The 24,819-nt window shown below is 63.0% G+C and carries 25 protein-coding genes; 8 read left to right on the forward strand and 17 right to left on the reverse strand.

Going from position 1 to position 24,819, the window contains the following annotated elements; genetic code table 11:
* Positions 1 to 21: 21 nt before the first annotated feature.
* On the reverse strand, positions 22 to 603 hold the full coding sequence (locus V7650_RS07300; protein ID WP_335655593.1) for an FMN-dependent NADH-azoreductase: 582 nt from the start codon (positions 601 to 603) through the stop codon (positions 22 to 24).
* Positions 604 to 692: 89 nt separating this feature from the next.
* Positions 693 to 1,409: a pirin family protein gene (locus tag V7650_RS07305; protein ID WP_335655594.1), complete on the reverse strand. Its 717-nt coding sequence runs from the start codon at positions 1,407 to 1,409 to the stop codon at positions 693 to 695.
* A 125-nt stretch (positions 1,410 to 1,534) separates the two neighbouring features.
* Here V7650_RS07305 and V7650_RS07310 point away from each other — a divergent pair, with 125 nt between their 5' ends.
* Genes V7650_RS07310 through V7650_RS07325 form a run of 4 tightly spaced genes read left to right on the forward strand, consistent with a single transcriptional unit; the run spans position 1,535 to position 4,386 of the window.
* Positions 1,535 to 2,428 (forward strand): LysR family transcriptional regulator, encoded by an 894-nt coding sequence (locus tag V7650_RS07310; RefSeq protein WP_335655595.1) that lies wholly within the window; start codon positions 1,535 to 1,537, stop codon positions 2,426 to 2,428.
* A 17-nt stretch (positions 2,429 to 2,445) separates the two neighbouring features.
* Positions 2,446 to 2,652, forward strand: a complete 207-nt coding sequence (locus V7650_RS07315; protein ID WP_335655596.1) for a hypothetical protein — start codon at positions 2,446 to 2,448, stop codon at positions 2,650 to 2,652.
* A gap of 30 nt (positions 2,653 to 2,682) precedes the next feature.
* A complete protein-coding gene (locus tag V7650_RS07320; protein ID WP_335655597.1) occupies positions 2,683 to 3,363 on the forward strand; it encodes a LysE family translocator in 681 nt (226 codons plus the stop codon).
* A complete protein-coding gene (locus V7650_RS07325) occupies positions 3,364 to 4,386 on the forward strand; it encodes a M48 family metalloprotease (protein ID WP_335655598.1) in 1,023 nt (340 codons plus the stop codon).
* 6 nt (positions 4,387 to 4,392) lie between these two features.
* Here V7650_RS07325 and V7650_RS07330 read toward each other — a convergent pair whose 3' ends face one another.
* The 6 genes from V7650_RS07330 to V7650_RS07355 all read right to left on the reverse strand — a co-directional run bounded on the left by V7650_RS07330 (position 4,393) and on the right by V7650_RS07355 (position 11,488).
* Positions 4,393 to 4,665: a DUF6726 family protein gene (locus tag V7650_RS07330; protein ID WP_335655599.1), complete on the reverse strand. Its 273-nt coding sequence runs from the start codon at positions 4,663 to 4,665 to the stop codon at positions 4,393 to 4,395.
* Between the two features lie 60 nt (positions 4,666 to 4,725).
* Positions 4,726 to 5,592, reverse strand: coding sequence for a UTP--glucose-1-phosphate uridylyltransferase (locus tag V7650_RS07335; protein WP_335655600.1), 867 nt, complete (start codon positions 5,590 to 5,592; stop codon positions 4,726 to 4,728).
* Positions 5,593 to 5,601: 9 nt separating this feature from the next.
* Entirely contained in the window at positions 5,602 to 6,135 is a 534-nt protein-coding gene (msrA, locus tag V7650_RS07340; RefSeq protein ID WP_335655601.1) for a peptide-methionine (S)-S-oxide reductase MsrA, read from the reverse strand.
* 11 nt (positions 6,136 to 6,146) lie between these two features.
* Complete coding sequence (locus V7650_RS07345) at positions 6,147 to 9,224, reverse strand: efflux RND transporter permease subunit (protein ID WP_335655602.1); 3,078 nt, start codon at positions 9,222 to 9,224, stop codon at positions 6,147 to 6,149.
* A gap of 36 nt (positions 9,225 to 9,260) precedes the next feature.
* Complete coding sequence (locus V7650_RS07350; RefSeq protein ID WP_335655603.1) at positions 9,261 to 10,313, reverse strand: efflux RND transporter periplasmic adaptor subunit; 1,053 nt, start codon at positions 10,311 to 10,313, stop codon at positions 9,261 to 9,263.
* 215 nt (positions 10,314 to 10,528) lie between these two features.
* Entirely contained in the window at positions 10,529 to 11,488 is a 960-nt protein-coding gene (locus tag V7650_RS07355; RefSeq protein WP_335655604.1) for an L-threonylcarbamoyladenylate synthase, read from the reverse strand.
* Between the two features lie 52 nt (positions 11,489 to 11,540).
* On the opposite strand from V7650_RS07355, the gene V7650_RS07360 reads away from it, so the two are divergent.
* Together V7650_RS07360 and V7650_RS07365 are read left to right on the forward strand one after the other, a co-directional pair.
* Positions 11,541 to 13,292: an acyl-CoA dehydrogenase gene (locus V7650_RS07360; RefSeq protein ID WP_335655605.1), complete on the forward strand. Its 1,752-nt coding sequence runs from the start codon at positions 11,541 to 11,543 to the stop codon at positions 13,290 to 13,292.
* Positions 13,293 to 13,294: 2 nt separating this feature from the next.
* Positions 13,295 to 14,125 (forward strand): ATP-binding protein, encoded by an 831-nt coding sequence (locus V7650_RS07365; protein ID WP_335655606.1) that lies wholly within the window; start codon positions 13,295 to 13,297, stop codon positions 14,123 to 14,125.
* A 1-nt stretch (position 14,126) separates the two neighbouring features.
* Here the strand turns inward: V7650_RS07365 and V7650_RS07370 are convergent, their stop codons facing one another.
* On the reverse strand, positions 14,127 to 15,479 hold the full coding sequence (locus tag V7650_RS07370; protein WP_335655607.1) for a PQQ-dependent sugar dehydrogenase: 1,353 nt from the start codon (positions 15,477 to 15,479) through the stop codon (positions 14,127 to 14,129).
* 51 nt (positions 15,480 to 15,530) lie between these two features.
* On the reverse strand, positions 15,531 to 15,734 hold the full coding sequence (locus V7650_RS07375) for a hypothetical protein (protein ID WP_335655608.1): 204 nt from the start codon (positions 15,732 to 15,734) through the stop codon (positions 15,531 to 15,533).
* A 163-nt stretch (positions 15,735 to 15,897) separates the two neighbouring features.
* On the opposite strand from V7650_RS07375, the gene V7650_RS07380 reads away from it, so the two are divergent.
* A complete protein-coding gene (locus V7650_RS07380; protein WP_335655609.1) occupies positions 15,898 to 16,107 on the forward strand; it encodes a hypothetical protein in 210 nt (69 codons plus the stop codon).
* Positions 16,108 to 16,120: 13 nt separating this feature from the next.
* Here the strand turns inward: V7650_RS07380 and V7650_RS07385 are convergent, their stop codons facing one another.
* From V7650_RS07385 to V7650_RS07415, 7 genes are all read right to left on the reverse strand, one after another.
* A complete protein-coding gene (locus tag V7650_RS07385) occupies positions 16,121 to 16,846 on the reverse strand; it encodes a GIN domain-containing protein (RefSeq protein WP_335655610.1) in 726 nt (241 codons plus the stop codon).
* Complete coding sequence (locus V7650_RS07390) at positions 16,843 to 17,466, reverse strand: class I SAM-dependent methyltransferase (protein WP_335655611.1); 624 nt, start codon at positions 17,464 to 17,466, stop codon at positions 16,843 to 16,845. The genes V7650_RS07385 and V7650_RS07390 overlap by 4 nt, the downstream gene beginning before the upstream one ends.
* A gap of 319 nt (positions 17,467 to 17,785) precedes the next feature.
* On the reverse strand, positions 17,786 to 18,529 hold the full coding sequence (locus tag V7650_RS07395; protein ID WP_335655612.1) for a head GIN domain-containing protein: 744 nt from the start codon (positions 18,527 to 18,529) through the stop codon (positions 17,786 to 17,788).
* 155 nt (positions 18,530 to 18,684) lie between these two features.
* Positions 18,685 to 19,215 carry a CarD family transcriptional regulator gene (locus tag V7650_RS07400; RefSeq protein WP_335655613.1) on the reverse strand — a complete coding sequence of 177 codons (531 nt, stop codon included), beginning with the start codon at positions 19,213 to 19,215 and terminating at the stop codon, positions 18,685 to 18,687.
* A gap of 251 nt (positions 19,216 to 19,466) precedes the next feature.
* Complete coding sequence (fdxA, locus tag V7650_RS07405; protein ID WP_335655614.1) at positions 19,467 to 19,805, reverse strand: ferredoxin FdxA; 339 nt, start codon at positions 19,803 to 19,805, stop codon at positions 19,467 to 19,469.
* 102 nt (positions 19,806 to 19,907) lie between these two features.
* Positions 19,908 to 20,210 (reverse strand): RNA-binding S4 domain-containing protein, encoded by a 303-nt coding sequence (locus tag V7650_RS07410; protein ID WP_335655615.1) that lies wholly within the window; start codon positions 20,208 to 20,210, stop codon positions 19,908 to 19,910.
* Between the two features lie 9 nt (positions 20,211 to 20,219).
* Complete coding sequence (locus V7650_RS07415; RefSeq protein WP_335655616.1) at positions 20,220 to 23,021, reverse strand: helicase-related protein; 2,802 nt, start codon at positions 23,019 to 23,021, stop codon at positions 20,220 to 20,222.
* A 207-nt stretch (positions 23,022 to 23,228) separates the two neighbouring features.
* On the opposite strand from V7650_RS07415, the gene V7650_RS07420 reads away from it, so the two are divergent.
* Positions 23,229 to 24,797 (forward strand): M23 family metallopeptidase, encoded by a 1,569-nt coding sequence (locus V7650_RS07420; RefSeq protein WP_335655617.1) that lies wholly within the window; start codon positions 23,229 to 23,231, stop codon positions 24,795 to 24,797.
* Positions 24,798 to 24,819 lie beyond the last annotated feature (22 nt).

Genomic DNA, 24,819 nt, shown 5'->3' on the forward strand with positions numbered 1-24,819 from the left:
GCCGGTTTCCGCGCCGCCCGGTCAGGTGGCAGCCACCAGGTCTATCGCCTGGCTCAACGCCTCCTCGCCGCGGATCATTTGCTGGTCGGCGGCGATGATCGTCACGTCGTCAATGCCGATGAAGCCAAGCACGTGCCGCAGATATCCGGAGGCGAAATCGATCTCGCTGCCGATGGCGGTACCGCCCGAGGCGATCAGCACATAGGCTTTCTTGCCGGTCAGCAGCCCTTGCGGACCATTTTCGGTATAGAGGAACGTCTTGCGCGCCCGGGCGACCAGGTCGATCCACGCCTTCAGGGCCGCAGGGATTCCGAAATTATAGACCGGCGAAGCGATCACGAGAATGTCGGCGGCAAACAGTTCCGCAACCAGCTGGTCCGACAGCGCCAGTTCGGCCCGTTGCTCGTCGCTCCGATCGGCCTCGTCGGTAAAATTGGCATGCACCCAGTCTTCGGTGACATGAGGCAAAGGTTCGGCCAGGTCGCGGGATACAACCGCTTCAGCGCCCAGCTTGGCAATCAGCGCATCGCCGAGCGCGCGGGACGAGGAACCGGCTCGCCGCGCGCTGGCGTCGACCCGAAGGATATTCTGGCTATTGGTCATGATCATGTCTCCTGGATTGGATTGATACTGCTCGGCATGGGGGGCGCTCCCCGCAAGGGAGGGAAGGAGAGCGCCCCTTTGATCGAGGGTCAGTTCAGGGATTCCTGCGCCTCGACAAACACGAATTCGGCGTCTTCGATCGCTTCAATCCGAAGCGATGCGACATCCCGGATTGCCAGCGAATCGCGCTCCGCCACGCTCTCGCCGTTGACCCGGATCTGGCCAGAGGAACCGACCAGATAGACATGGGCTCCGTCCGCAATCCGGTGCTCGATGGTCGTCCCTGCGGTGAGCGACGCGCCATACAGCCGGGCGTCCGCGCCGATCATCAGCGCGCCCTTGTCGATATCCTCGTCAAAGCCGCTCGCCAGGATTTCCAGCTGGTCCGACCGCTCGCCCTTGGGGAATGCCTTGGCATCCCATCGTGGCGCGCCGCCGGCAGCGCGGGGTTCGATCCAGATCTGGAACAGACGGGTCTGTTCGTCCTCCAGATTATATTCGCTGTGCATCACGCCGGAGCCGGCGCTCATCACCTGGACATCGCCGGCCTCGGTGCGGCCCTCGTTGCCCAGATTGTCACGATGGGTAATCGCACCCTCGCGGACATAGGTGATGATTTCCATGTCCTGGTGGCCGTGCATCGGAAATCCGGTCTTCGGCTGGATTTCGTCGTCATTCCACACCCGGATCGGACCGAATCCCATGCGGGCCGGGTCCCAATATTTGCCGAAGGAAAAATGGTGGCGGGCCTGCAGCCACTCGTGATCCACATGGGCCAGGTCCTTGAATGTCCTCTTCTCTATCATCGTCTGTCTCCTGCTCTGGCGGCTACCAAGCCGCTGCATCTGGTATGGAAATAGGGCGAGACTGATGTTTCTTAAACAGACAATATAGAATTTGATTGTTTCCAAATTTGATATAATATCGAGAGATGGCCTTACCCGATTATGAAGCTTGGGCAATTTTTGCCGCCGTTGCGCGGCTCGGAAGCTTCACCGCTGCCGCGGAGGAATTGTCGCTGTCCAAGCCGACGGTTTCCAAAGCGATCTCGCGGCTGGAACGCTCGCTCGGCACCGTGTTGTTCCACCGCACATCGCGCAAGATATCGCTATCCACCGCCGGCAGGTCGCTGCTGCACCATGCCCGTCAGATTGCCTTCGACGGCGAAGCGGCGATGGAGGCGGCCCGCGACACCACCCATTTGCTGCGGGGGCAGGTCCGGATGGCCGCCCCGCTCAGCTACGGCCTATCCCATCTTGCCCCGGTGATCGCCGACTTCATGTGCGCCTATCCCGAAATCGCTGTCGATCTGCAGCTTGATGATGCACGGGTGGATCTGGTCGAGGAAGGCTTTGACTGCGCAATCCGCATCGCGGCACTCGGCGACAGCAGCCTGCGGGTGATCCGGCTGCGCGATGTCAAAGCCTATTTTCTCGCCGCTCCCGCCTATCTCGCCCGCATGGGCGAGCCCCAGTCACCGGCAGAACTGGTCGATCATGATTGCTTTCTCTATTCCAACACGCCCAATCCGGACGTCTGGCAGACGATCGGACCCGATGGTCAGATGATCACCGTCCGCCCCCGGTGCCGCTTCCGGAGCAACAACGGTGATGCCATATTGTCACCGCTGATCGCCGGCCGCGGCATTGGCTGTCTGCCTGATTTTCTGTGCGATCCCGCCTTGGCCAGCGGCCAGCTGATCAATATCCTGCCGGGGTGGCGGATCGGTGACAATATTGCTCTCAATATCGTCATGCCGCCGTCGCGGCTGCGGCCCGCCAGAGTTGATGCCCTGGTCAACCATCTCAAGGACAATTTGCGCTAGCATCGGGATCGGGCGCTATGGCCGCCGGTGATACCAAAGCCCGATCAATCATTTCGCTGTCCTACAGCGCCGTCATTTTGTATCTTCCCTGTTTGCCGAACAAACGGATAGCAACCGACGATGACCCACCACCGCCAACAGCATTCTCGCATGATCCGGAAGGGCTGAACCTTGCCGGATTCGGAGGCAGAGATGATTTTGCTCTTACACTGCAAAGTTTGTAAAGATCGTCAGCGCAGCGGGGCCGAATATTAATGGCAATCGAAACGATCCTGCTGTTCCTGATTACCGACATGATGTTCTGCCTGACCCCCGGCCCGGCGACTCTGGTCACCGTGAGCCATGCCTTGCCGCAGGGGCCCTCAGGCGGGATGCGCGGCGCGCTCGGACCAATTGTCGGGGTGAATTTCGGCAATTTCATCTGGTACGTCCTGACGGCTTTCGGACTGATCGCCCTGATCCAGGCGGTGCCGACCGCCTATGCGGCGCTGCGCTGGATCGGCGTCGCCTATCTGGGATGGATGGCGCTGCGCATGTTTCGGAGCGGCAACAGCCGCCTCGCCACGCAGTCGGCGCGGCCTGCCGGTTTTGCGCGCGGATTTGCGAACGGCCTGGCCGTGCACATGTCCAATCCCAAGGCGCTGCTCTTCTATACCGCCATTATCCCGCCCTTCATCGACCCAGGCAGGCCGTTGCTGCTGCAATTTGCGATCCTTGCCGGGCTGACCGTGATCACCGAAACCACCGGCCTGACCTTTTATGCCGCCCTGGCGTCGCGGGCGCGTCGTCTGGGTACCGCCGACCGCGCGCAGCCGCTGTTTCAGAAGGTCGCTGCCGTCGTGCTGCTCGGCGCAGCGCTGATACTGGCCTGGTGGAACCTGACCGACAGCGCGATTGCCGGCGCGTTCAACCTGCCGCAAGGGACGATCGGATAAATGACCGGAATGATCCGACCATCTCTCTGCCTGCTGGCGCTTGTCCTCGCCCAGCCCCTCGCCGCTCAGGAACAATCCGACAGCGCGTGTGATTCCGGCACGATCCTGGCGCTGAAAGGCCTGCAGCTGCTCGATCAGCGGCTGAACGCCATCGGCCAGCGGCTGGTCACCGGCAACGCGCCCTATTGCACAGACACCGCTGCGCAGGCCGGTGTCCTGCTACACGATATCGAGCAATATCCCGATCAGGCCGTCGCCCGATTTGCGCTCGGCTTTGACGGGCGGATCGCGGTCATGGCCGTCGCGCCCGACAGCCCGGCGGCTGCGGCAGGGCTGTTGCCCGGCGATGATCTCTTGGCGATCGACGGGCAGCGGGTGGAAGACATCCCCGCCAACGGTCCCGCCATCGCGAAGGAACCTGAAGCCTACCGGCGCATCGCAGCGGTGAACAGCCAGCTGGATCGGGCCCTCGGTCAGGGCCAGACCACGCTCGACATCATGCGCGGCGGCGAACGGATGCAACTCGTCATCGACGCCCCGCCCGCCTGTGCCAGCCGTTTCCAGATCACGGCCAGTGAGGATCGCGGGGCCTCCGCAGACGGAAAAATCGTGTCCGTCACTTCGGCAATGGCCGAATATTTTCTGAGCGACGACGAATTTGCCGCCGTGGTCGCGCACGAGCTCGCCCATAATCTGCTCGAGCACCGCGACCGGCTCGACGCGCAGGATGTCAATCGCGGATTTTTCGGCCAGTTTGGCAAAAGCGCCGGCCGGATCAGAAGCACAGAAATCGAGGCCGACCGGCTTTCGGTCTGGCTTATGGCCAATGCCGGCTATGACCCGCAGGCCGCGATCCGCTTCTGGACCCGCTATGGCCAGGAACATGGCAAGGGCATCCTGTCCGCATCGACGCATTATCGCTGGAAAAAACGTGTCGAGCTGTTCGAGGAGGAAATGGCAAAAATGGCGGCTATGGAGGCTGTTGACGGCAAATATCCGCCGCCGCTGCTGACGGCCGAATAGGCGCCGTCAGTCGTCCCGCTCGTAGGCCTCCTTGCAGTTGCGCCGCTCCTGCTTGTTTTGCGCCTCATCAAGGCAGAGATCCCGCTGTCGCTTGCGATCGGCAAGCACTCTGCGGCCCAGATCCTCCTCGCGCTCCGACTGGGTCTGGGTGGTCGCATCGACCGCGGTCTCGACCACCGTGCCAGCCGCGCGAAACGGGGCGGTGACAATCTTGCTGGCGACGCAGCCGGACAGCAGGGCGGGGATGAGGCCGATGAAAAGCAGGGTAGGTGCGCGCATGAGATACTCCTTGGAAACAGTCTGTATGCCATCAACTGAAGTCATGCTGAACAGCATGCCCTATTCTGCCAGCAGCCGCTCCGCCATTGCCCGAATTTCGGTGCCGATTTCGGGATGGGCCAGCGCCAGCGCCAGATTGGCCTCGACATAGCCTTGCTTCGACCCGCAATCATAGCGCTTGCCGTCAAAGGTCATGCCGTGAAACGGCTGCTTGCCGATCATCTGCGCCATCGCATCGGTCAGCTGGATCTCTCCGCCAGCCCCCGCTTCCTGGGTTTCAAGAATGCGCATCACCTCGGGCTGCAGGATATAGCGCCCCGGCAGGATCAGATTGGAGGGCGCGGTCCCGGCCGCCGGCTTCTCGACCAGCCCCTTGACCTCGGTGATCGGTCCGTCGCGATAGCCCGGATCGATGACCCCGTAGGACGGCGTGTCCTCAATCGGAATTTCGAGCGCACAGACGATGTTGCCGCCGAGCCTGTCATAGGCACTCACCATCTGTTTCATGCAGCCCGGAGAGCCGACCATGAATTCATCGGGCAGAAAAATCGCAAATGGTTCGTCGCCGATAATGTCGCGCGCGCACCAGATCGCGTGACCCAAGCCCAGCGGCTCCTGCTGCCGGACGAAGACACAGTCACCCGGTCTCAGCCGCGTCCCGTCGAGCATGCTGCGATCTTTCGAACGCTCCTCCATGATAGTCTCGAGCTCGTAGGCCATGTCGAAATGATCCTCGATCATGCCCTTGCCGCGGCCGTTGACGAAGATCATCTGCTCGATCCCGGCTTCCAGCGCCTCGTCCACGGCATATTGCAGCAGCGGCCGGTCAACGATCGGAAACAGCTCCTTCGGCATCACCTTGGTAGCCGGAAGGAAGCGGGTGCCCATGCCGGCCACCGGGAATACAGCTTTTCTGATCGGTTTCATGGGTCGGCTCTAGTCCTTGAGCTTGTCGGCAAAGCTGGTCCGCAGCTTTTCCAGTTTTGGCGGAATGGTCGCAACGCAATAGGGATTGCTGCGGCCCTCGTCAGCCCAATATTGCTGGTGATAATCTTCGGCCGCATACCAGGGCGCCGGCCCCTCGATCGTCGTGACAATGGGGTCAGGCCGGCCATCGGCAGCGCGCGCGATCGCCGCGAGCGCTTCGCTGCGCTGGTCATCGTCGAGCGGGAAAATCGCCGACCGATACTGGGTCCCGATATCATTGCCCTGGCGATTGAGCTGGGTCGGATCATGGGTCGCGAAGAAGATATCGAGCAGATCGGAATAGCTAACCGCATCGTCGTCAAAGCCGATCTTGATCGCCTCGGCATGGCCGGTGGTCCCCGAACAGACCTCGCGATAGGTGGGATCCGGCTTCGCCCCACCGATATAGCCGCTCTCGACCGAATGGACCCCGGCTATGTCGTTGAACACCGCCTCGGTGCACCAAAAACAGCCACCGGCAAAAATGGCTTCCTGCTGTGCCATAAACACTCCTTTTACGCGGTGGCCGGGTCAATCCCGCCGTTTGCGTTTCTGTTCTCTTCGTCGCGTCGTGCGACCAGAAGATACATGGCGGGTGTGACCACGCGAGACAAGAGGGTCGAGCTGATCAATCCGCCGATGATGATCGCGGCCAGCGGCGCATAGAGCGCGCCACCCCAGAATGCGAGCGGCGTCAGGCCTCCGATGGCCGTGATCGATGTCAGCAGAACCGGCAGGAACCGGACCTCGCCTGCCCGTTCGATCGCTTCGCGGAGACCCATGCCCTGGGCCCGCAATTGGGCGGTAAAGTCGACCAGCAGGATCGAATTCTTGATCTCGATGCCGATCAGCGCGATGAAACCTATGATTGCCATCACGCTGAGCGAATTGCCGGTGACGAACAATGCCAGCAGACCGCCAAAGGTCCCCAGCGGGATGACGCCTGCCACCACGATCGTCTCCCGGAACCGCCGGAACTCGGCGACAAGAATGGCGAAGATCAGCATGATCGCGGTGATGATCAGTGGCCCGAAATCGCCGAACGTATCGCCTATCGCTTCCGATTCGCCGCCGATTGACCATGCATAGCCCTCCGGGAACTCGATCTTCTCCAGCTCCGCCACGGCCCGGTCGTTGATCGTGGAAGGGACTTCGCCAAAATCGACCTGGGCCGTCACCAGCACCGTTCGCTGCAACTGATAGCGCTGGATCTGCGGCGAGACATTGATCAGCCTCGGACTGGTGATCTGCGTCAGCGGCACCGGATCGCCGGTGCGCGTCGCGACATAAATCTTGTCCAGTGCGGATATCGGCAGATTGTTCTCGAACGGGAAGCGCACCACGACGGGATAATCGTCCCCTTCCTGATCGCGGAAGGATGCTGCCCGTTCGCCGCTGAGCGCCAGCCGGATGGCGCGGCGCGGTTCGCCCGAGGCGATGTTCAGCAGCGCCGCCTTCCGTTCGTCGAGACCAACATCCAGATCGACCTTGTCGGTCTCCACGGGATTGACGATATCGCGCGCGCCCGGGGTTTCACGCAACACGTTCGCGACCTTGCTCGACAGTTGCTTGAGCTTGTCCAGCTCGGGACCGACCACGCGAATCACGATCGGCGCTTCCACCGGCGCGCCGTTCTGGAACAGTTCGATCTTCACCCGCGCCCCGGCAATCTCGTCCAGTTGCTGGCGCAGCCGGGCGATCATCGCCGGGCCCTCGCGCGTGTCCCATTGGTCGAGAACGGCCAGCACCTCGCCATAGTTGATGCGCTCTGCCCGCGGGCCAACATTGTAGAACACCTGCGGATTGCCGTTTCCGATATTTTCCGCCCGCACCTTTATGCTCGGCTCGGTTTCGAGAATCCTCGTGACCTCCGCAACCAGCCGGTCGGTGCGGTCGAGGCTGCTGCCCTGTTCGGATTCGACCGACACCCGGAAATAGGGCGCATCGGCGAATGGAAAAAGCGAAAAGCCCAGCACCGGAACCAGCGCGAAGGCGGACAGGCACAAGACCATGGCCAGGCCGACGGTCCGCGCGGGAGCCTCCAGCGAAATATGCAGAAACGGCCGGTAGAAGCGCTGGATCTTGTCGTTGACCCAGCGCAGCGCCGCATTCCCCTCGGGGTCCTCGTCGCGCCGCAGGATGCGGCTGGCGAGAAACGGGATCAGGGACAGCGAGATCACCAGCGAGGCGATCACCGTGGCAATGATCGCGATAAAGAAGGACCGGGTATAGGCGCCGGCACCACCGGGCAGAAACAGCAACGGCACGAAGGCAAACACCAGCACGAAGGTGGAGCCGATCACCGCGGCCCGAATCTCGAGCGTGGCGTCGATCGCGGCTTCGGTCCGCGTCTTGCCCATCCGCAAGTGCCGCGCGATATTCTCGGTCACCACGATACTGTCGTCGACCAGCAGGCCTAGGGCGACGATGAAGCCGGCAATCGAAAGCTGGCTGAGGTTGAAGCCGGCCGCGTAGAGCACCAGCAGGCCGGATGCGAGCGAGAGCGGGATCGAGATCATCACGATCGCCGAGGAGCGCAGGCCCAGCGGCAGCAGCGTGAAGATGACCAGCACGATGGCGATGGTAAAATCGCGGGTCAGTTCGTCGAGTCGCCGCTGCACATCCCGGCTCTGGTCAAACTGCATCACCAGCTTGATGTCGGGCGGCAGGATCGATTGCTGCCGTTCCAGTTCGCTGTCCAGCTGGCTTTTCAGCCGCGTGACATCGACCCCGTCCTTTTGCGTTACTGTCAGGAATACGGCGCGCTTGCCATTGTGCCTCGCACGATAGATCTGTTCTTCCGCGCCCCATTGCACCTGCGCGACATTGCCCACGGTCAGCAGCGATCCGTCCGATGCGCGAAGCGGCAGCCCCCGAATCGCATCCAGTTCCCGATAGGCGCCGCCCGCCTCGACATTCAGCCGCCGTTCGCCGCTCTGGACCGCACCGCCGGGCAACTCGGCGCCTCCCTGGCGGACGGCATCCGCGACCGTACTGGCCGGCACCCGCAGCTCGGACAGTCGCTCGGGATTGACTTCGACGCTGACCTCCGGCCGCGGCAGTCCGAAAATCCGAGATTCGCGCACACCGGCATTGCGCATGAAGACATCCGCCATGTCGTCGGCATATTTTTCCATCCGCCGCCACGAAGCCGTCTCGCTGACCAGCGCCACCTGCATGACCGCCGCTTCGGTCGTCCGGATCTTGCGATAGTCGAGCCGCTGCAAGCCTTCGGGGAGCCGGTCCCGTATCGCCGAAACCGAGCGCACGACGTCATCATAATAGCCATCGACATTCCCCGACCATTCGCTGAACTCGACATGGATGATCGTCCCGCCATCGGTGCTCGTCGATTGCACCTTGACGATATCGTCGAGCCCCTGGACGACTTCCTCGATCGGCTTGGCGACCGTCTCTTCCATCTCCTGGGCATCGGCTCCGGGCTGGATCGCGATGATATTGACCGCCGGGATCGGGAAATGCGCGTCCACCGCCTTGGGAATATTGGCCAGCGCGGAAATGCCCAGCATCACCAGCAGGATGAAAAGCACCAGGCTGAGTTGCCAGCGGGAGATCACGAACCGGGCAAGCATATCAGCTCAGACCACCCGCTTGACGGACCCGTGCAATCACCTTGCAACCCGGATCGGCTTGATCATCTTGCCATCCTGAAGCTTTTCGATACCCTGCGTCACGATCAGTTCGCCCTCTGCCAGCCCCGAGAGGATTTCGAGCGACTGGTCGTTCAGCTCGCCGATCTGCACGTTGCGCTGCTTCACACGGTTTTTGGCATCGACGACATAGACCAGCCCCTCACCGGCCCGAATGCCGAATATGGCATTGGCGGGTACCGCAAAGCTGTCGGGAGAGTTGCGCGCCACGGCCACCTCCACGCTGCCCAGTTGCCCGGAGCGCAACCGGTCGCTCGCCGGCAGCTGGAAGCTCACCTCGAAGGTTCCGGTTCGCTGGTCCGCCCGTCCGTCCATCTCGCTGACCACCGCGCGGAGCGGTTCAGCTTCGGCGCCGCCAATCCGGACGGTCGCCGGCATCCCGACCCGCAAGCGGGAAGCGTCGGCGTCGGTCATCGGCACCCGCAGGACGAAACCCTTGTCGACTTCGCCAAGCACCAGCGCGGTTTCCGCCGCCGCGACGATCTGACCGGCATCGATATTTCGGGTCAGCAATATGCCGCTGCTGGGCGCATGAATCTGCGATGTTCGACTGGAAAATCCCGCGGAATCGACACGCGACCGCGCCGCACGAGCAGCCGCGTCGGCCTGCTCCAGCCGCGACTTTGTCACCCAGCCATCCTTGTACAATTGTTCGACGCGGGCAAATTCGGCTTCCGCTCGATCGCGTTCGGCCCGGGCCGCATTGAGATCCGCGGCAACGGTGCTGGAATCGAGCGCTGCCAGCAGCGCACCCCGCTTCACCCGGTCTCCTTCGTCGTAGCGGACCGAAGCCACCTTGCCCGATGTGGTAAAGCCCAGTGCCGTTTCCCGGCGCAGGCGAACGGTGCCGGCGGCGGTGAGCGTTTCGCTGTCACTGGCCGGCTGGACCGTCGCAACCGCTGCGGGAATCGGATCGTCGGATTTGGGCTTCGTGTCGGGTTCGCTCGGGCTGCAGCCGGTCAACAAAAAGAGACCGCCCACAATCGATATCGTCGTTCTGCCAAGCGTCATAACGCGCATTTCCACCCCTGTTGCCACTTGTCTTAAGTATCTATCCGGCGTTGACCAATAGAAAATTGCGAAATGAAACCGAAAACGGCCGGATTGTTAAAGCGGGCAGCCTGATTGTGCCATTAAAGTGTCAGTTTGCCAAAACTCCGAAGCGAACTCGGTCCTCGTGATCCGCAAGTACGCCGCTGCACAGCCGTTCAGTTTCACGGGAGAGATTATTTCGGCGATGCGGCCCGGCGCAAGCGGTCATTCAGCGCGATCCCGATCCCGGTGGCGGGAATGGGCGCCACCGCAATCTTCGGTTGCTCGCTGTCGTCGGCCAGATGCAGCGCGGCGAACAGCCGACTGGCCGCCTCGGCAAGATCGGCGCCCTGGGACAGGTTCATGTCGCCCGCCACGCGCCCGAAACCGATATGATATTCATCCGGTCGGGCGATGTCGGCGCCAAGACGAACGGGTTTTGAGGGCGCATAATGGGAGGCCATCTGACCGGGCGCTTCAATCTTGCTGCTGATCGCGGTGTCCGCTGCTTTGCCGGCCACGGCCTCCAGCTGGCTCGCGGTCACCGGCCCCGGACGCAAGATCCGATAGTCGTCGCCATCGACTGCGACGATGGTCGACTCGATGCCCTGATCGCACGGGCCGCCGTCCAGGATGAGCGGCGCTGCGGACTGCAGGCTGCGCACGACATGAGCGGCCGTAGTCGGGCTGATCCCGCCGCTGCGATTGGCCGAGGGTGCGGCCAGATACAGGCCCGAAGCCGCCAGCAACTCCCGCATCACCGGATCGGCTGGACAGCGCAGGGCGATGGTGGAAAGCCCCGCCGTGACCGCCGGTGCGACCGGACAATCGTCTGTCTTGGGCACCACCAGCGTCAGCGGGCCCGGCCAGAACGCCGCCGCAAAGCGCAGGGCCAGCGAATCGAACTGCCCCAGCGACCGGGCCGCTTCCAGGTCCAGGACATGGACAATCAGCGGATTGAAATCGGGCCGTCCCTTGGTCCGGTAGATTTCCGCCACCGCCGCCGCACGGGCCGAATCGGCAGCCAGGCCGTAAACCGTTTCGGTCGGCACGGCGACCAGACCGCCATCCCTCAACCGGGCAACGGCTTCGGCTATCGTCGCCGTGCCGTAGCGGCGGCCATCTGCGCCAATATGATCATTTGAGCCGGACATGACCCTGCGCTATAGCGCTGCGGAAATTGAGGCAACAACGGATAGCAAATCAATGAGCTTTACAGCCCCCGGTCGCGAGCAGAATTTCGTTCTCAAGCATATCGCCGAAATCGGCGAGCTGGCCAGCCATGACCGGTTTGCCGGCGCCAGCGAGGACATGGTCGAGGCGATTGTCGACGGCATTGGCCAGTTTGCCGAGGGCGAATTTGCCCCGATCAACCGGATTGGCGACACCGAAGGCGCGCAATGGAACGATGGCAAGGTCACTCTGCCGGCAGGCTTCAAGCAGGCCTATGCGCGATTTGTCGAAAATGGCTGGGCCTCGATCGACGGGCCGGAGGCATTTGGCGGCCAGGGTCTGCCCTATTCCCTGTCCGCGCTGATCCTGGAAACCTGCGGCGCCGCCAATTTCGCCTTCACGCTCTGCCCGATGCTCAGCTTCGGCGCGATCGAGGCAATCCACGTCCATGGCTCGGACGAGCAGAAGGCGAAATATCTGCCCAATCTGATCTCAGGGGCCTGGACCGGCACCATGAACCTGACCGAACCGCAGGCCGGCTCCGACGTCGGCGCGCTGCGCGCGACCGCCGAACCGATCACCGAGGGCGAGCATCAGGGCAAATATCGGATCAGGGGCCAGAAAATCTACATAACCTTCGGCGAACATGACCTGACCGACAATATCATCCATCTGGTTCTGGCCCGCACCCCGGGCGCGCCGGAGGGCACCCGCGGCATTTCGCTGTTCATCGTTCCGAAGTTTCACCTGGATGCCGACGGCACGGCCGGCGCGCCCAATGATGTGACCTGCGTCTCGATCGAGCACAAGATCGGCATCCACGCCTCGCCGACCTGCGTCATGGCCTATGGCGAGCAGGGCGACTGCATCGGCGAGATGATTGGCGGCGAATTTGGCGGGATGAAGGCGATGTTCACGATGATGAACAACGCCAGGATCAACGTCGGTTCGCAGGGCGTGCAGATCGCCGAGCGCGCCACCCAGCAGGCCAGCCGCTTCGCCATGGAACGCGTCCAGTCGGCCCGCGCCGGCAGCGGTGACAAGGCACCGGTTCCGATCATCGAGCATCCCGACGTGCGGCGGATGCTGCTGCGCTCCAAGGCACTGACCCAGGCGGCGAGAGCCCTGCTCTATTATGCCTCGTCCAGCGTCGACCGCGCCACTCTCGGGATCGAGGGCGCAAAGGCCCGCGCGGAAATCCTGACGCCGCTGATCAAGGGCTATGGCACCGACATCGGCAATGAAGTGGCGTCGATCGGTATCCAGGTGCATGGCGGCATGGGCTTTATCGAGGAAACCGGCGCCGGCCAGCATTTTCGCGACGCCAGGATCGCGCCGATCTACGAAGGCACCAACGGTATTCAGGCGGCCGATCTTGTCGGACGGAAGCTGGGTCTGGATGGGGGCGAAGCGATGCAGCAATTCATCGCCGAAATCCGGGCCGAAGCGCCGGACGGCAGCAGCCTGGTGGCGCTGGCGCAAGCCTGCGAGGATGTCCGGCAATGGATGGCGAGCGGCGATGCATCGATCGACGACCGGCTGGCCGGCAGCTACCCGTTCATGACCATGCTGGCGACCGCGACCTGCGGCATGCTGATGCACAAGCAGCACCGGATCGCCAGCGCCGAACTGGCCGATGGCGATGATGCCTTTCTCAAGGCGAAACGGGTCACGACCGGCTATTATCTTGATCATCTGGTACCGGAAGCCCTTGGCCTCAAGGCCGCCGCCATGGCCGGTGCGGATATCCTGTACCAGCTGGACAGCGCTGCGCTGGCCGGCTGATCATGCCGGATGCGGACAACAGGGACGTGCTGGCCCGGATCGCCGATGCGCTCGAACGGCTTGCCCCGCCGGTTGCCCATCAGGCCGATCTGGCGTCGGGCGATGCCTTTGTCTGGGACGGCCGCGGCACCCGGGCGATATCGCCGTTCGATCCGGTCGCCATCGACCTGTTGACCGGCATCGATCAGCAGAAGGCCCGCCTGCTCGACAACAGCCGCCGCCACGCCCGGGGCCATCCTGCGCATGATGTGCTGCTCTGGGGCTCGCGCGGCATGGGCAAGTCGGCGCTCGCCAAGTCCGTGGTCAAAGCGCTGCAGGCGCAAGGCGAAGACCTTGCCCTGGTCGAGGCACCGTCCGACCAGCTGGAGAACCTTCCCGATCTGTTCGAGCGGCTGGCCGAAGTGCCGCGCAATTTCGTCCTGTTCATGGACGACATCGGCTTCGCGGAAGGCAGCACCGAACCGCGCGTGCTGCGCTCCATGCTGGAGGGCGGCGCCAGCCAGCGACCAGCCAATGTCCGGCTCTATGTCACCTCGAACCGGCGCCACATCCTTGCCCGCCAGATGAGCGAGCAGGATGACCCGGTGAATCCGCGGGACGTGGTCGATGACCAGCTGGCGCTGTCCGATCGATTCGGCTTGCGGCTCGGGTTCCACGCCGCCTCGCAGGACGACTATCTGGCGATCATCGCGCGCTATGCCGACGTCCACGGGATCGAATTCGAACCCGAAGATGCCCTGCTCTGGGCAAAGCAGCGCGGCAGCCGGTCCGGTCGCGTGGCGTGGCAATATATTGTCGAACTGGCCGGGCGCGCCGGGCGGTCTCTCGGCTAGGCTATTTCGCCGCCGCAGGCTTTGCCGCGCCCTTGCGGGACACCCGCCAGATGATGCCGCCTACATCGTCGCTGACCAGCAGCGCACCGGTCTGGTCAAAGGCGACCATCGTGGGCCGGCCGCGGGCATCGCCTTCGTCGTCGACAAATCCGCTCAGGATCGTCATCGGCTTGCCTTCCGGCTCGCCGCGCTGGTTGAAATTGACATAGACGACATCATAGCCGGCCAGCGGCTTGCGGTTCCACGAGCCGTGCCGGGCGACCACCGCGCCGGTTGCAAAGGGCTTGCCGAGCGCCTGGCCATGCGAAAAGGCGAGACCCAAGGGGGCCACATGCGCACCCAGCGCATAGTCCGGGCGCCGCTCATACTGGCGGTGGTCGAGATTTTTTGGATCAACCCGCGGATCGACATGGCCGCCCCAGAAATGCCATGGCCAGCCATAATGGGCGCCCCAGCGCACTTCGGTCAGATAGTCCGGCACCATGTCGCTGCCGAGCATGTCCCGCTCGTTGACCACCGCGTAGAATTTGTCGGTACCGGGCAGATAGGCCATGCCGACCGGATTGCGCATGCCGTCGGCATAGATGATCTTCCTGTTGGTCGCCAGTTCGACCTGCAATATCGCGGCCCGCTGCTTCTCGATGTCCATCCCGTTTTCGCCGATATTGCTGTTCGAGCCGACCGAGATGTAGAGATATTTTCCGTCCTTGCTGGCCAGCAGGTCCCGGGTCCAGTGGTTGTTCGGTGCCTTGGCATTGAGGTTGGCAACCTTGCGGCCCTCGGCGGTGATCTTGGTATCGCCTTCGGCATAGGGATAGGCATAGACCGCATCGGTATTGGCGACGTAGAGCGTGTCGTCGATCAATTCCATGCCGAAGGGCGAGTTGAGATTTTCCAGAAACGCGAATTTCTGGTCGACGGTGCCGTCCTTGTCGCTGTCGCGCAACAGGCTGATCCGGTTGGCCGATTCACTCGCCGCGCCGGCCTTGCTCATCAGGTTGCGCATGATCCAGCCTTCGATGCCGGAGTTGGTCCGCGGCGGGCTGTTGGTTTCAGCGACCAGAATATCGCCGTTGGGCAGCCGGAACATGCTGCGCGGATGGTCCAGCCCTTCGGCAAAGCGCTCGACAACCAGACCTTCTGCGGCCACCGGTCCTTCGCCATCCCCCCAGGGTTCGGCCTTGGCGATATTGATCGTCGGGAAGCTTTCCTTGCGGACATTGGTCAAATCCGGCTGGACCCCGGTGGTGGCTTCGAGCGGCAGGCGGGCGGTATCGCCGCGGGTGAAATAATATCCAGCTGCCACCCCGAGGATGATCAGCAGAATCACGATATTTCTTAGATGTTTGAGCATGCGCCAACAATAGGTGGCGTCAACCGTCCTGACAAGCGCGCTTTGACAGCGTCAGCGGCCCCGCCACCAGATCAGCAGCGCCGCCAGCGCGCCGACGGCCAGCCCGACCAGCAGTCCGGCCGATGGCTGTCCCAGAAAACCGCCGCCAATCACGCCGACAATCGCGCCCAGGGCGATGAACACGCCGCCGCCGCTGCGGTTTTCGCGTCGTTCATTGGAAGGATTGGAGGCTTGGCCGGGTGTTTCAGGATTCATGGCCAACGCCCTAGACGAGTGCGCTGGCGATGACCAGTATTTCCCGCGCAACTCTTGCTTAACCGACTGGTAACCCTAGGCCTTGAAGATATTTCCACCCGTCGCGGCTAGACGTCAGGGCTCAGGTCGGAGGCAGGGTCGCTTCCCCAAACAGGAGCCATAGATGCAACTTCCCGTATTCATTGACTCCACCCACTATAGCGCCGCGCAGTCCCTGATCACCAGCTACGGCGAGGAGGCGGGCCTGGAAGCGGCTCACCGTGCCGACAAGAGCAGATCGGTCGGAAATCATCTCCATTATTGCAAATGGCGGCAAGTCGAGCGGCTGTGCATCTTGCTGTCGATCGACCAGACCATCGGCACGGTCCACTGACCGCGCGGAGGGTCTAGCCTTCCGGGTTGCAGATGATTTCGGCGGCGCCGTCGGTCCGCACGGTACAATTCGGGCGTCCGTCAATCTGGATGCGCCCGGTCCCGAAATTGCTGATATTGGCTTCCCGCTCGACCGCGAGATGGGTGCTCGCCGGGCCGCGCTGGACGAGCGTCAGCTTTTCCGCGGTCAGGGCGGGACTTGCGAAAATGCTCGCGCCCTGCAGCTCGATCCGGGCAGCCACCGCTTCGCCGGCCATGACGATCTGGCCGCCGCCCGTCATCGCCACCGTCAGCCGGTCGGCATCGACGGCATCGATCTCGACCGTACCGAAGCCGCCGAGCCGCACCGCTGGCGTCCGCCCGGACAATTTGTCCAGCGTCACCCGCCCGGAGCCGAGATGCGACAGATTCTCGATGGCATAGCTGCTGAGATAGAGCGTGACCGGCCCGTCCTCTTCATAGGACTTGCGGTCGAGCGACCTGGGCCGCACCGATACCACCAGCTGCTTGCCATTCTTCTGCAGGGAGACGCGGTCGAGCAATTCGCGCGTCGCGCCCTCGGCCCGGGCCGACGGCCCCTTGCCCGAGGTCAGCACGACGTCGACGCCGTTGCCGATCCGGATATCGTCGAAGCCGAAAATCGAAAACTTGCGCTCCGCCGCTTCGGCCGGGGGCGACAGCATCACCAGCGCAGTGGCCAGCAGGGCCGGGAATATTTTCATAACGATGGCCATTCTCATGTCGGTCGCGCCTCGCCCGATTCCATCCAGCCGAGCCAGCGCGGAGTCTTGGGTGCATAATGGCCGTGATTGTCGTGCAGGGCGAAACCCTGGGCTTCGAACAGCTTGCTGACCGGCCGATGCAGATGGCAGCCGCCGGCGATATGTTTCCACAGCGGTTCCATCCGCTGTTGCCATTTTTCGGGACCGGCATCCGGTGCCCGGCCATGTTCAAGAAACAGGATCTTGCCGCCGGGCTTCAGCACCCGCCGCATCTCCGACAGCACCTGCGTGCCATCCTGTACCGAGCACAGGGTGAAGGTCGTCAGCACCGTGTCGAAACTGGCATCGGCAAAGGGCATCGCTTCGCCAATGCCGTCAAGAATCTCCATGGCGAAGCCGCGTTCGCGCGCTTCCCGGCGGGTATAGTCGAGCAGTTCCGGCGACGGGTCGAGGCCGGTCAGGCGGGTGACCCGGCTGCGATCGTAGAATTGCAGGTTGATGCCGCCGCCGCAGCCCAGTTCCAGCACTTCGCCTTCGGCGCGGGGCACGATTTCGCTGCGGTCCTTCATCACCGCCGGCTGCGAACAGGCGAAGCGGATCAGCCTTGGCACCGCATATTTTTCCCACAGATTTGGCATCGCCGGAGAATCTGCCACAGGCGCGGCGGTTCGCCAAGCGATTTCAGCATGTTGCCAAGTCGTTGATGCGGTCGACCGCGCCGACCTTGTTCGTCGACGCGAACGAAGCCAGCGCATCCAATTGCCTCTTCCCAAGAGGAGGATCCGAAATTGTCTCACGAGACCCTGCCCCTTCTCCCGTGCAGGAGAAGGACGAAGTAGGTCCGTCGTCAACACATCCAGGGCCAACGGCACGCTAATCGCAACAGCTCACAATCCTTCCCGCTAGCGGGGAGGACCATTTTCTTCAGCCAGACCCTCCGAAACGGGATTTGTGCATTCAGCCGCAGGTGATGTCGCCCGATCCCATGGCCCGCGACTTGCACTTGGCATCGCCGTGAATGCGGACATCACCCGATCCCATGACCTTGGCGCTGACCGAGCCGTCGGATGACAGTTCGACATCGCCGCTGCCGGCGATCGAGATATCGGCGCTCGCCGCCTTCAGCTCCTTGCCGCTGACATCGCCCGAACCGGCGATCGAGATATCGATCGAGTCCGCTGCGCCCGCTAGGACAATATTGCCCGAGCCGGCGATTTTCGAACTGAGCGATGCCGTCTTGACCCGCGCCACCCGGATGTCGCCGGCACCGGCGATGCTCAGTTTGGCGGACTCGCCCGTCATCGCGTCAATGTCGAGATTGCCCGATCCGGCCAGCTTGGCAGATTTCAGCGAGGGGGCGCTGACATAGATGGCCGCGCGATCGCTGTCGCCGCCAATGAAATTGCTGCTTTCCCGCCCGATCTTGATCGCGTCGCCGGAAATCTTGTAGCGCAGCTGCGTGATCGCATCGGCATCCCCTTCGGCGCGGATCGAGAATGCACCGGTGGTGAAGATGATATTGTCGGGCCCGGCCAGGGTTACTTCTTCAAATGCGCCGGGATTGCTGGCGCTGGTGCCGATCGGCGTGCCATCCGAAAAGCTGCTCCCGCTGCTGGAAGCTGCATCGCTGACCGCTTCGGCTATGGAGCCCTCGCAAGCCGCCAGCATTAACAGGGGTGCCAAAAACGCTAATCTCTTCATCCATTCCTCCATAGCTGTATTAATCAACTAATACGCCTGTCGGGAGCCGAGATCAACCGAAAATATCGCCTGTCCCCTTCCCGCCATGAAAAAGGGGCTGCCACATCGCTGCGGCAGCCCCCTGTCAATTTCGATCAAGTGCGATCGGCTATCGATCAATCATCCTTGTTTTCATAATATTGCGGTGCTGCAATATTGAGGATCTCGAGAATCTTGGCCAGCGCCGTCGGTTCGTCGGTTTCTTCCATCGCCGCGAGTTCGCGGGCAAGACGGCTCGACGCCGCTTCGAAAATCTGCCGTTCGGAATAGCTCTGTTCCGGCTGGTCGTCGGCGCGGAACAGGTCGCGGGTCACTTCGGCGATCGATACGAGATCGCCGGAATTGATCTTCGCTTCATATTCCTGGGCGCGGCGGGACCACATAGACCGCTTGACCTTGGGCTTGGCTTTCAGCGTTTCCATGGCTTCCTTGAGGGTCTTGTCCGATGACAATTTGCGCATGCCGACGCCTTCTGCCTTGTTGGTCGGAACACGCAAGGTCATCCGCTCTTTCTCGAAGCGCAAAACATAAAGTTCGAGTTGCATGCCGGCAATTTCTTCATTTTGCAGCTCGACAACCCGGCCAACGCCATGTTTCGGATAAACAACATAATCGCCCACATCAAAGGACAGCACATTCGCAGCCATAAAAAGCCTTTCTTGGTACATTGGAAAGAACGTTGCTCACGTTCAATTTTCGTGGTCAGTGACGAAAAAAACCCTTTCGTACATATGTTTAACGACCGAACACCTCCCGATCCCATCGGTGTCCAGCCGCCAACTGCGCCATTCTTAACAGATTCGTCACAAAAAAGCAATTTATCGTTGCGTTGCACAAATATTTAGCCCCGGAAACGAACGGTCGCCCCCGGCAATGATGCGTGCATTCTGGTCCGGTTCTAGTCGCCTTCGCCGGGCTTTTCCGAGAAGAAGGCTTCGAACTTGCCTTCCATGCCCTTATATTCGTCGGCATCTGCCGGCGGTTCGCGGCTGACCGTGATGTTCGGCCATTCTTCGGAAAATTTGGTGTTTACCTCGAGCCATTTTTCCAGGCCGTCCTCGGTGTCGGGCAGGATCGCTTCCGCCGGGCATTCCGGTTCGCAGACGCCGCAGTCGATGCATTCGCTGGGGTTGATCACCAGCATGTTGTCGCCTTCATAGAAGCAGTCGACCGGGCAGACTTCTACACAGTCCATATATTTGCATTTGATGCAGGCTTCGGTAACAACATAAGTCATGTGGTCGTGAACTCCCTAATCCGGTCCGCCAATCGAGGTCAGAAATGCCATCCTAGCTATTGCGCAAATTCTGGCACGTCAACAGTTGGTTTGGGCGCTAATTCAATTGCCAGTCTGCAGTATCTCGTAACAGGATTGAGCCTGCATGGCGCTGCTGCGCCGCTCCGGCAGCGCGATGATCCGCACCACATGCACCTGTTGGCCTTGCGGGATGGTCAGAATGTCGCCCGCGCGCACCCTGACATGGCCCCGTTCAATCCGCCGCCCGTTCATCCGCACATGACCCTGTTCGGCGAGCTTGCGGGCCATCACCCGGTTTCGGGCAAACCGCAGGAACCAGAGCAACTTGTCGATCCGCAGCGCGGGATGCGCCGCGGGAATCGAATCCGCTGGTCTGCTGGTCAAGCCGACATCCTATTTTTTCATGCTGTCCCTGAGCGCCGCCAGTTCGGCAAAGGCGCCGCCTGCGGTTGCCAGCACCGGTTCCGGCTTGCGCTTGGTCGGCGCGCCCTTTTTCACCTTCTGGTGCTTGTCGCGGGCCTTGAACGGGGGCCGGCTGTTTTTGCGCGCCATTCCCTTCCAGCGCCAATATTGCGGTTCTGCAGCAGGAGTTTCCGGTGCACCGCCCGCGTCGACTGCCGCGTCCAGCGGAGCGACAGGCGGATCCGCCGCGACAACCGGCGCCGGCGGCGCTGCGGGCGCGGGCACGACCGGCTCCGCGCTTTCGCCAGCAGCCGCATCGCCTGCGTCCGTCTCGTCCGGCGGCGAGACGCCATCACCCGCTGCCGGCGGTTGGGCCGCTTCCGGCTTGTCGTCGGTCTTGATGAAGCCCGCCAGGTCAAGCAGCGCTTCGTGGCAGTCTTTCGACAGGCCCAGCGAGGTCGCCAGCGCCGGGTCCACCGCAAAGACCGCGCCTTGCTGCCGGGCCTCGTGCGCCTGCTTGATCAGCCGCTCGACCATGTCGACCCGGACATATTCGTTGCCGATCTTGCGGAAGCCGAGCCGGGCGGCATGCTCGGGCGCGGCAAACAGATCCTGCTTGAGGTGCACCGCATTGTCCGGCGTCTGCGCGATCATCGGCTGCGCGTCATGGGCGGCGAACAGCGCCGTCCGCCACAGCACCGCGCCCGGCTTCATCAAGGCGTGATGGAAAATGTCCAGCGCCCCGAACACCAGCCCCGCCCGGCGCGCATGGCCGCGCATGTCGTTGTCGAGCGCGCGGACCGCCTGATCGATCTCGCGCCGCGACAAAATCCCGCCCGCGTCGACGATCTGCGCGAACAGCGCGCGTACCGCGGCCGGTGTTTCGGCCTCGTTGGCCAGCGCGTCGATCTTCACCAGACCCTGCAGATGCTTGGCCTTCATCGCCTCGACCCAGGCCTTGACCCGGTCGATCACCTTCTGGCTGTCGTCGGCCGGCATGTCCTTGATCGCCCGTTCGAACCGGATGTCCGGCTGCAGCAGCGTCTTGCCCCTGGCCAGAACCGCCAGCCGGCTGTCACCCCACAAGATGGTCGGCTGTCCGGCCGCGTCGGGGGCCAGCGTCAGCACCGAATCCGGTGCCTTGGCGAGCGCATCTGCATTTTCTGTCATAATCCGTCCCAAATATCTTTCTGCTGCCGCAAGCAGCATCTTGCGATCCTCTCTGCGGCTATCGGATGGGACGAGAAATTGGAAGCCCCTGAGTGTTCCAATTTCCTCTCCCTCGACCATGACCTGACCGTCATCGCCGACAACGACATCCTGCGCCAGTGTATCCTTCAGCAGACCCCGCATCAACACCCGTGTCCGCTTGTCGACAAAGCGCTGCGTCAGCAGGCTGTGCATCGCATCACTGAGCCGCGACTCCAGCGCGCGCGTGCGATCGATCATCGCCTCGGGCTGCTCCATCCAGCGTGTCTTCTGCGCGATATAGCTCCAGCTGCGCGCCGCGGCGATTCGCGCGCCGAGCGTGGCGATGTCGCCCTGGACATTTTCCAGCCGGGCGATTTCCTGGGCCATCCGGGCATGGGGGATGCGACCGTTTCCGCTCGCCAGATGGGGCCAGAGCGACGCCACGAACCGCGCCTGATGGTCCGCCCCGACCTTGCGGAAATCGGGAATGCACACGGCCTCCCACAGCAGCCGCACCTGGTCCGGCGAGCCGGCCAGCCGCACCAGCGCGGGGTCCTGCGCCAGCCGCTTCAGCACCGCGAGGTCGACGGCTTCCGGCGCCGCCTGCAGATGCCGCTCCCGCGGTTTTTCCTCCAGAGACGCGATCAGCCGGTCGACCGATCCATGGTCGGGCTCGGCGTTGCGCCAGTAGAGCCACTCCAGCCGGGGGAAGCGGTGCGATTCCAGATTTTCGATCTCTTCCGGCTGCAGGGCGTCGGAACCGGCCAGCCCGGACAGCACGCCAAAACTGCCATCCTTGTGGTGCCGCCCGGCGCGGCCGGCGATCTGGCCGATTTCGGACAGCGTCAGCCGTCGCCGCCGGCGCCCGTCAAACTTGTCCAGCGCCGCGAAGGCGATATGCGTCACGTCCAGATTGAGGCCCATGCCGATCGCGTCGGTGGCGACCAGATAGTCGACCTCGCCGTCCTGGTACATCTTGACCTGGGCGTTGCGGGTCTGCGGTGACAGCGAACCCATGACGATCGCGGCGCCGCCGTGCTGGCGCCGGAGCATTTCGGCGATCGCGTAGACATCCTCGACCGAAAAGGCGACGATCGCCGAGCGCCGGGGCAGCCGCGAAAGCTTGCGCGGGCCGGCATAGCTGAGCGTCGAAAAGCGCGGCCGGGTGATGATGTCGGCATCCGGCAGCAGCGCCTCGATCAGCGGCCGCAGGCTTTCCGAGCCGAGGATCATGGTTTCGTCGCGGCCCCGGGCGTGCAGCATCCGGTCGGTGAAAATATGGCCGCGCTCCGGATCGATGCCGATCTGCGCCTCGTCGATCGCGACAAAGGCAAATTCGCGGTCCATCGGCATCGCTTCGGCGGTGCACAGGAACCACTGCGCATCCTTCGGGATGATCTTTTCCTCGCCGGTGACCAGCGCCACCCGGTTGGCCCCTTTCAGCGCCACCACCCGGTCGTAGACCTCGCGCGCCAGCAGGCGCAGCGGAAAGCCGATCATGCCGCTCGAATGGGCACACATCCGCTCGATGGCAAGGTGGGTTTTGCCGGTGTTGGTGGGGCCGAGAACGGCGACGAGGGACGACGGGAGGTGCCGGGACATTGTCGCTACAACAGCCGATCGCGCGCCCGGTTGCAACCCCCTTGCCGGAAAAACCGGCCGGGCCGACCGCACAGCCGTGATTTTACACGGCTTGCCGCATGTCGACAGACCGCAGGCCGCCTTAATTTGACTTTAACCAACTTCCTGCACAGAGGTTGCATAGACAAAGGGTGCAAAGCTGAAAACTTGCATCACCAAGGGGTTCGTTTGTTCAAGACTATCGATGATATCGACGTGCACGGTTCGGGGGCTGCAGCGATCGCAGCGAATCCCCGCGCGTCGGCTCTGCCCGATACCCCGCTTTTCGAAGAGAAAATGGCCGATTGGCGCGAATTTCTGGCCGAGGTCGACTGGGTGCCGGATCTCGGCGTCAACATCGGCAGCCTGGCCTGGTTCCGCGGGCTGATCACCCTGCTGGCGCTGTGCGGCTTTGCCATCAGCTGCCTGCCCGATTTTGGCCCGATCGCCGGACACCGGGCCGAACCGCTGAGCGGATTTCGCGCCGATCAGGCCCGTTCGCAAATGATTGCACCTTTGGCCTATGGCTCCGACACCGGCATTCGCATGGCCGCCACCGACGCGGTGCGGCCGCTGGCGGAAAGCCCCGAACGCCCGTCCATCGAACTGGTCGCCACGCTCGGCCGCGGCGACAGCCTGCGCCGGGTGCTGCAGCGCGCCGGGGTTGCCAGCAATGAAGCCGTCGAGGTCAATGATCTGGTCGGCGGCGCCGTCTCGCTCGGCGATATCCGCCCGGGCACCAAGATCGACGTCGTCCTGGGTCGCCGTCCGGCGAAGAACCAGGCGCGGCCGCTCGACCAGCTGGCGTTCCGGGCGCGCTTCGACCTCAATCTCGAAATCGTGCGCGACGGCGGCCGGCTGAAGCTCAATCGCAAGCCGATCCTGGTCGACGACACGCCGCTGCGGATCAAGGGCTTGGTCGGATCGAGCCTGTACCGCTCTGCCCGCTCCGCCGGCGCGCCGTCGGACGCGGTGCAGAAATATCTGCAGGTCATCGGCTCGAAAATGTCGGTGTCGCGCGACATCCGCAGCACCGACGAATTTGACATCATTCTGTCCTATCGCCGCGCCGAAACCGGCGAGGTGGAGGTCGGCGAACTGATCTACGCCGGTCTCGAACGTGACGGCAAGCCCGCCGCGCAGATGCTGAAATGGCAGAGCGGCGGCCGCACCAACTGGTTCGAGGCCTCGGGCGTCGGCCAGTCGAACGGCGAGCTGGCGCGGCCGACCAACGGCCGGATCACCTCCACCTTCGGCATGCGGCGCCATCCGATCCTGCGCTACAAGCGGATGCACAGCGGGCTCGATTTCGGCGGCGGCTATGGCGCCCCGATCTACGCGGTGACCGACGGCACGGTGATCCACGCGGGGCGCAAGGGCGGCTTCGGCAATTACGTCAAGCTGCAGCATGGCGGCGGCCTCGCCTCCGGCTATGGCCACATGAGCCGGATCGCGGTCAGCAACGGCACCCGCGTCCGCCGCGGCCAGATCATCGGCTATATCGGCTCGACCGGCCTGTCGACCGGGCCGCATCTCCACTATGAACTCTATCGCGGCGGCCGCACGATCAATCCGCAGTCGGTCAAATTTGTCGAACGCGCCCAGCTCGGCGGACAGGAATTGCGTCGCTTCAAGGGCGAGCTGCAGAAGTTGCAGCGCGTCGAACCGGGCGCCGCTCTCACCGCGCTGAAAAGCGCCTCGGCCGAGGTCGAACCGGAGCGCGAGATCAACCGCCTGAACAAGCCGCTGAAAAGCTAGGCACGCGACGGGCTCACAGAAG

The organism is Parasphingorhabdus sp. (assembly GCF_036964565.1).
GTDB lineage: Bacteria > Pseudomonadota > Alphaproteobacteria > Sphingomonadales > Sphingomonadaceae > Parasphingorhabdus.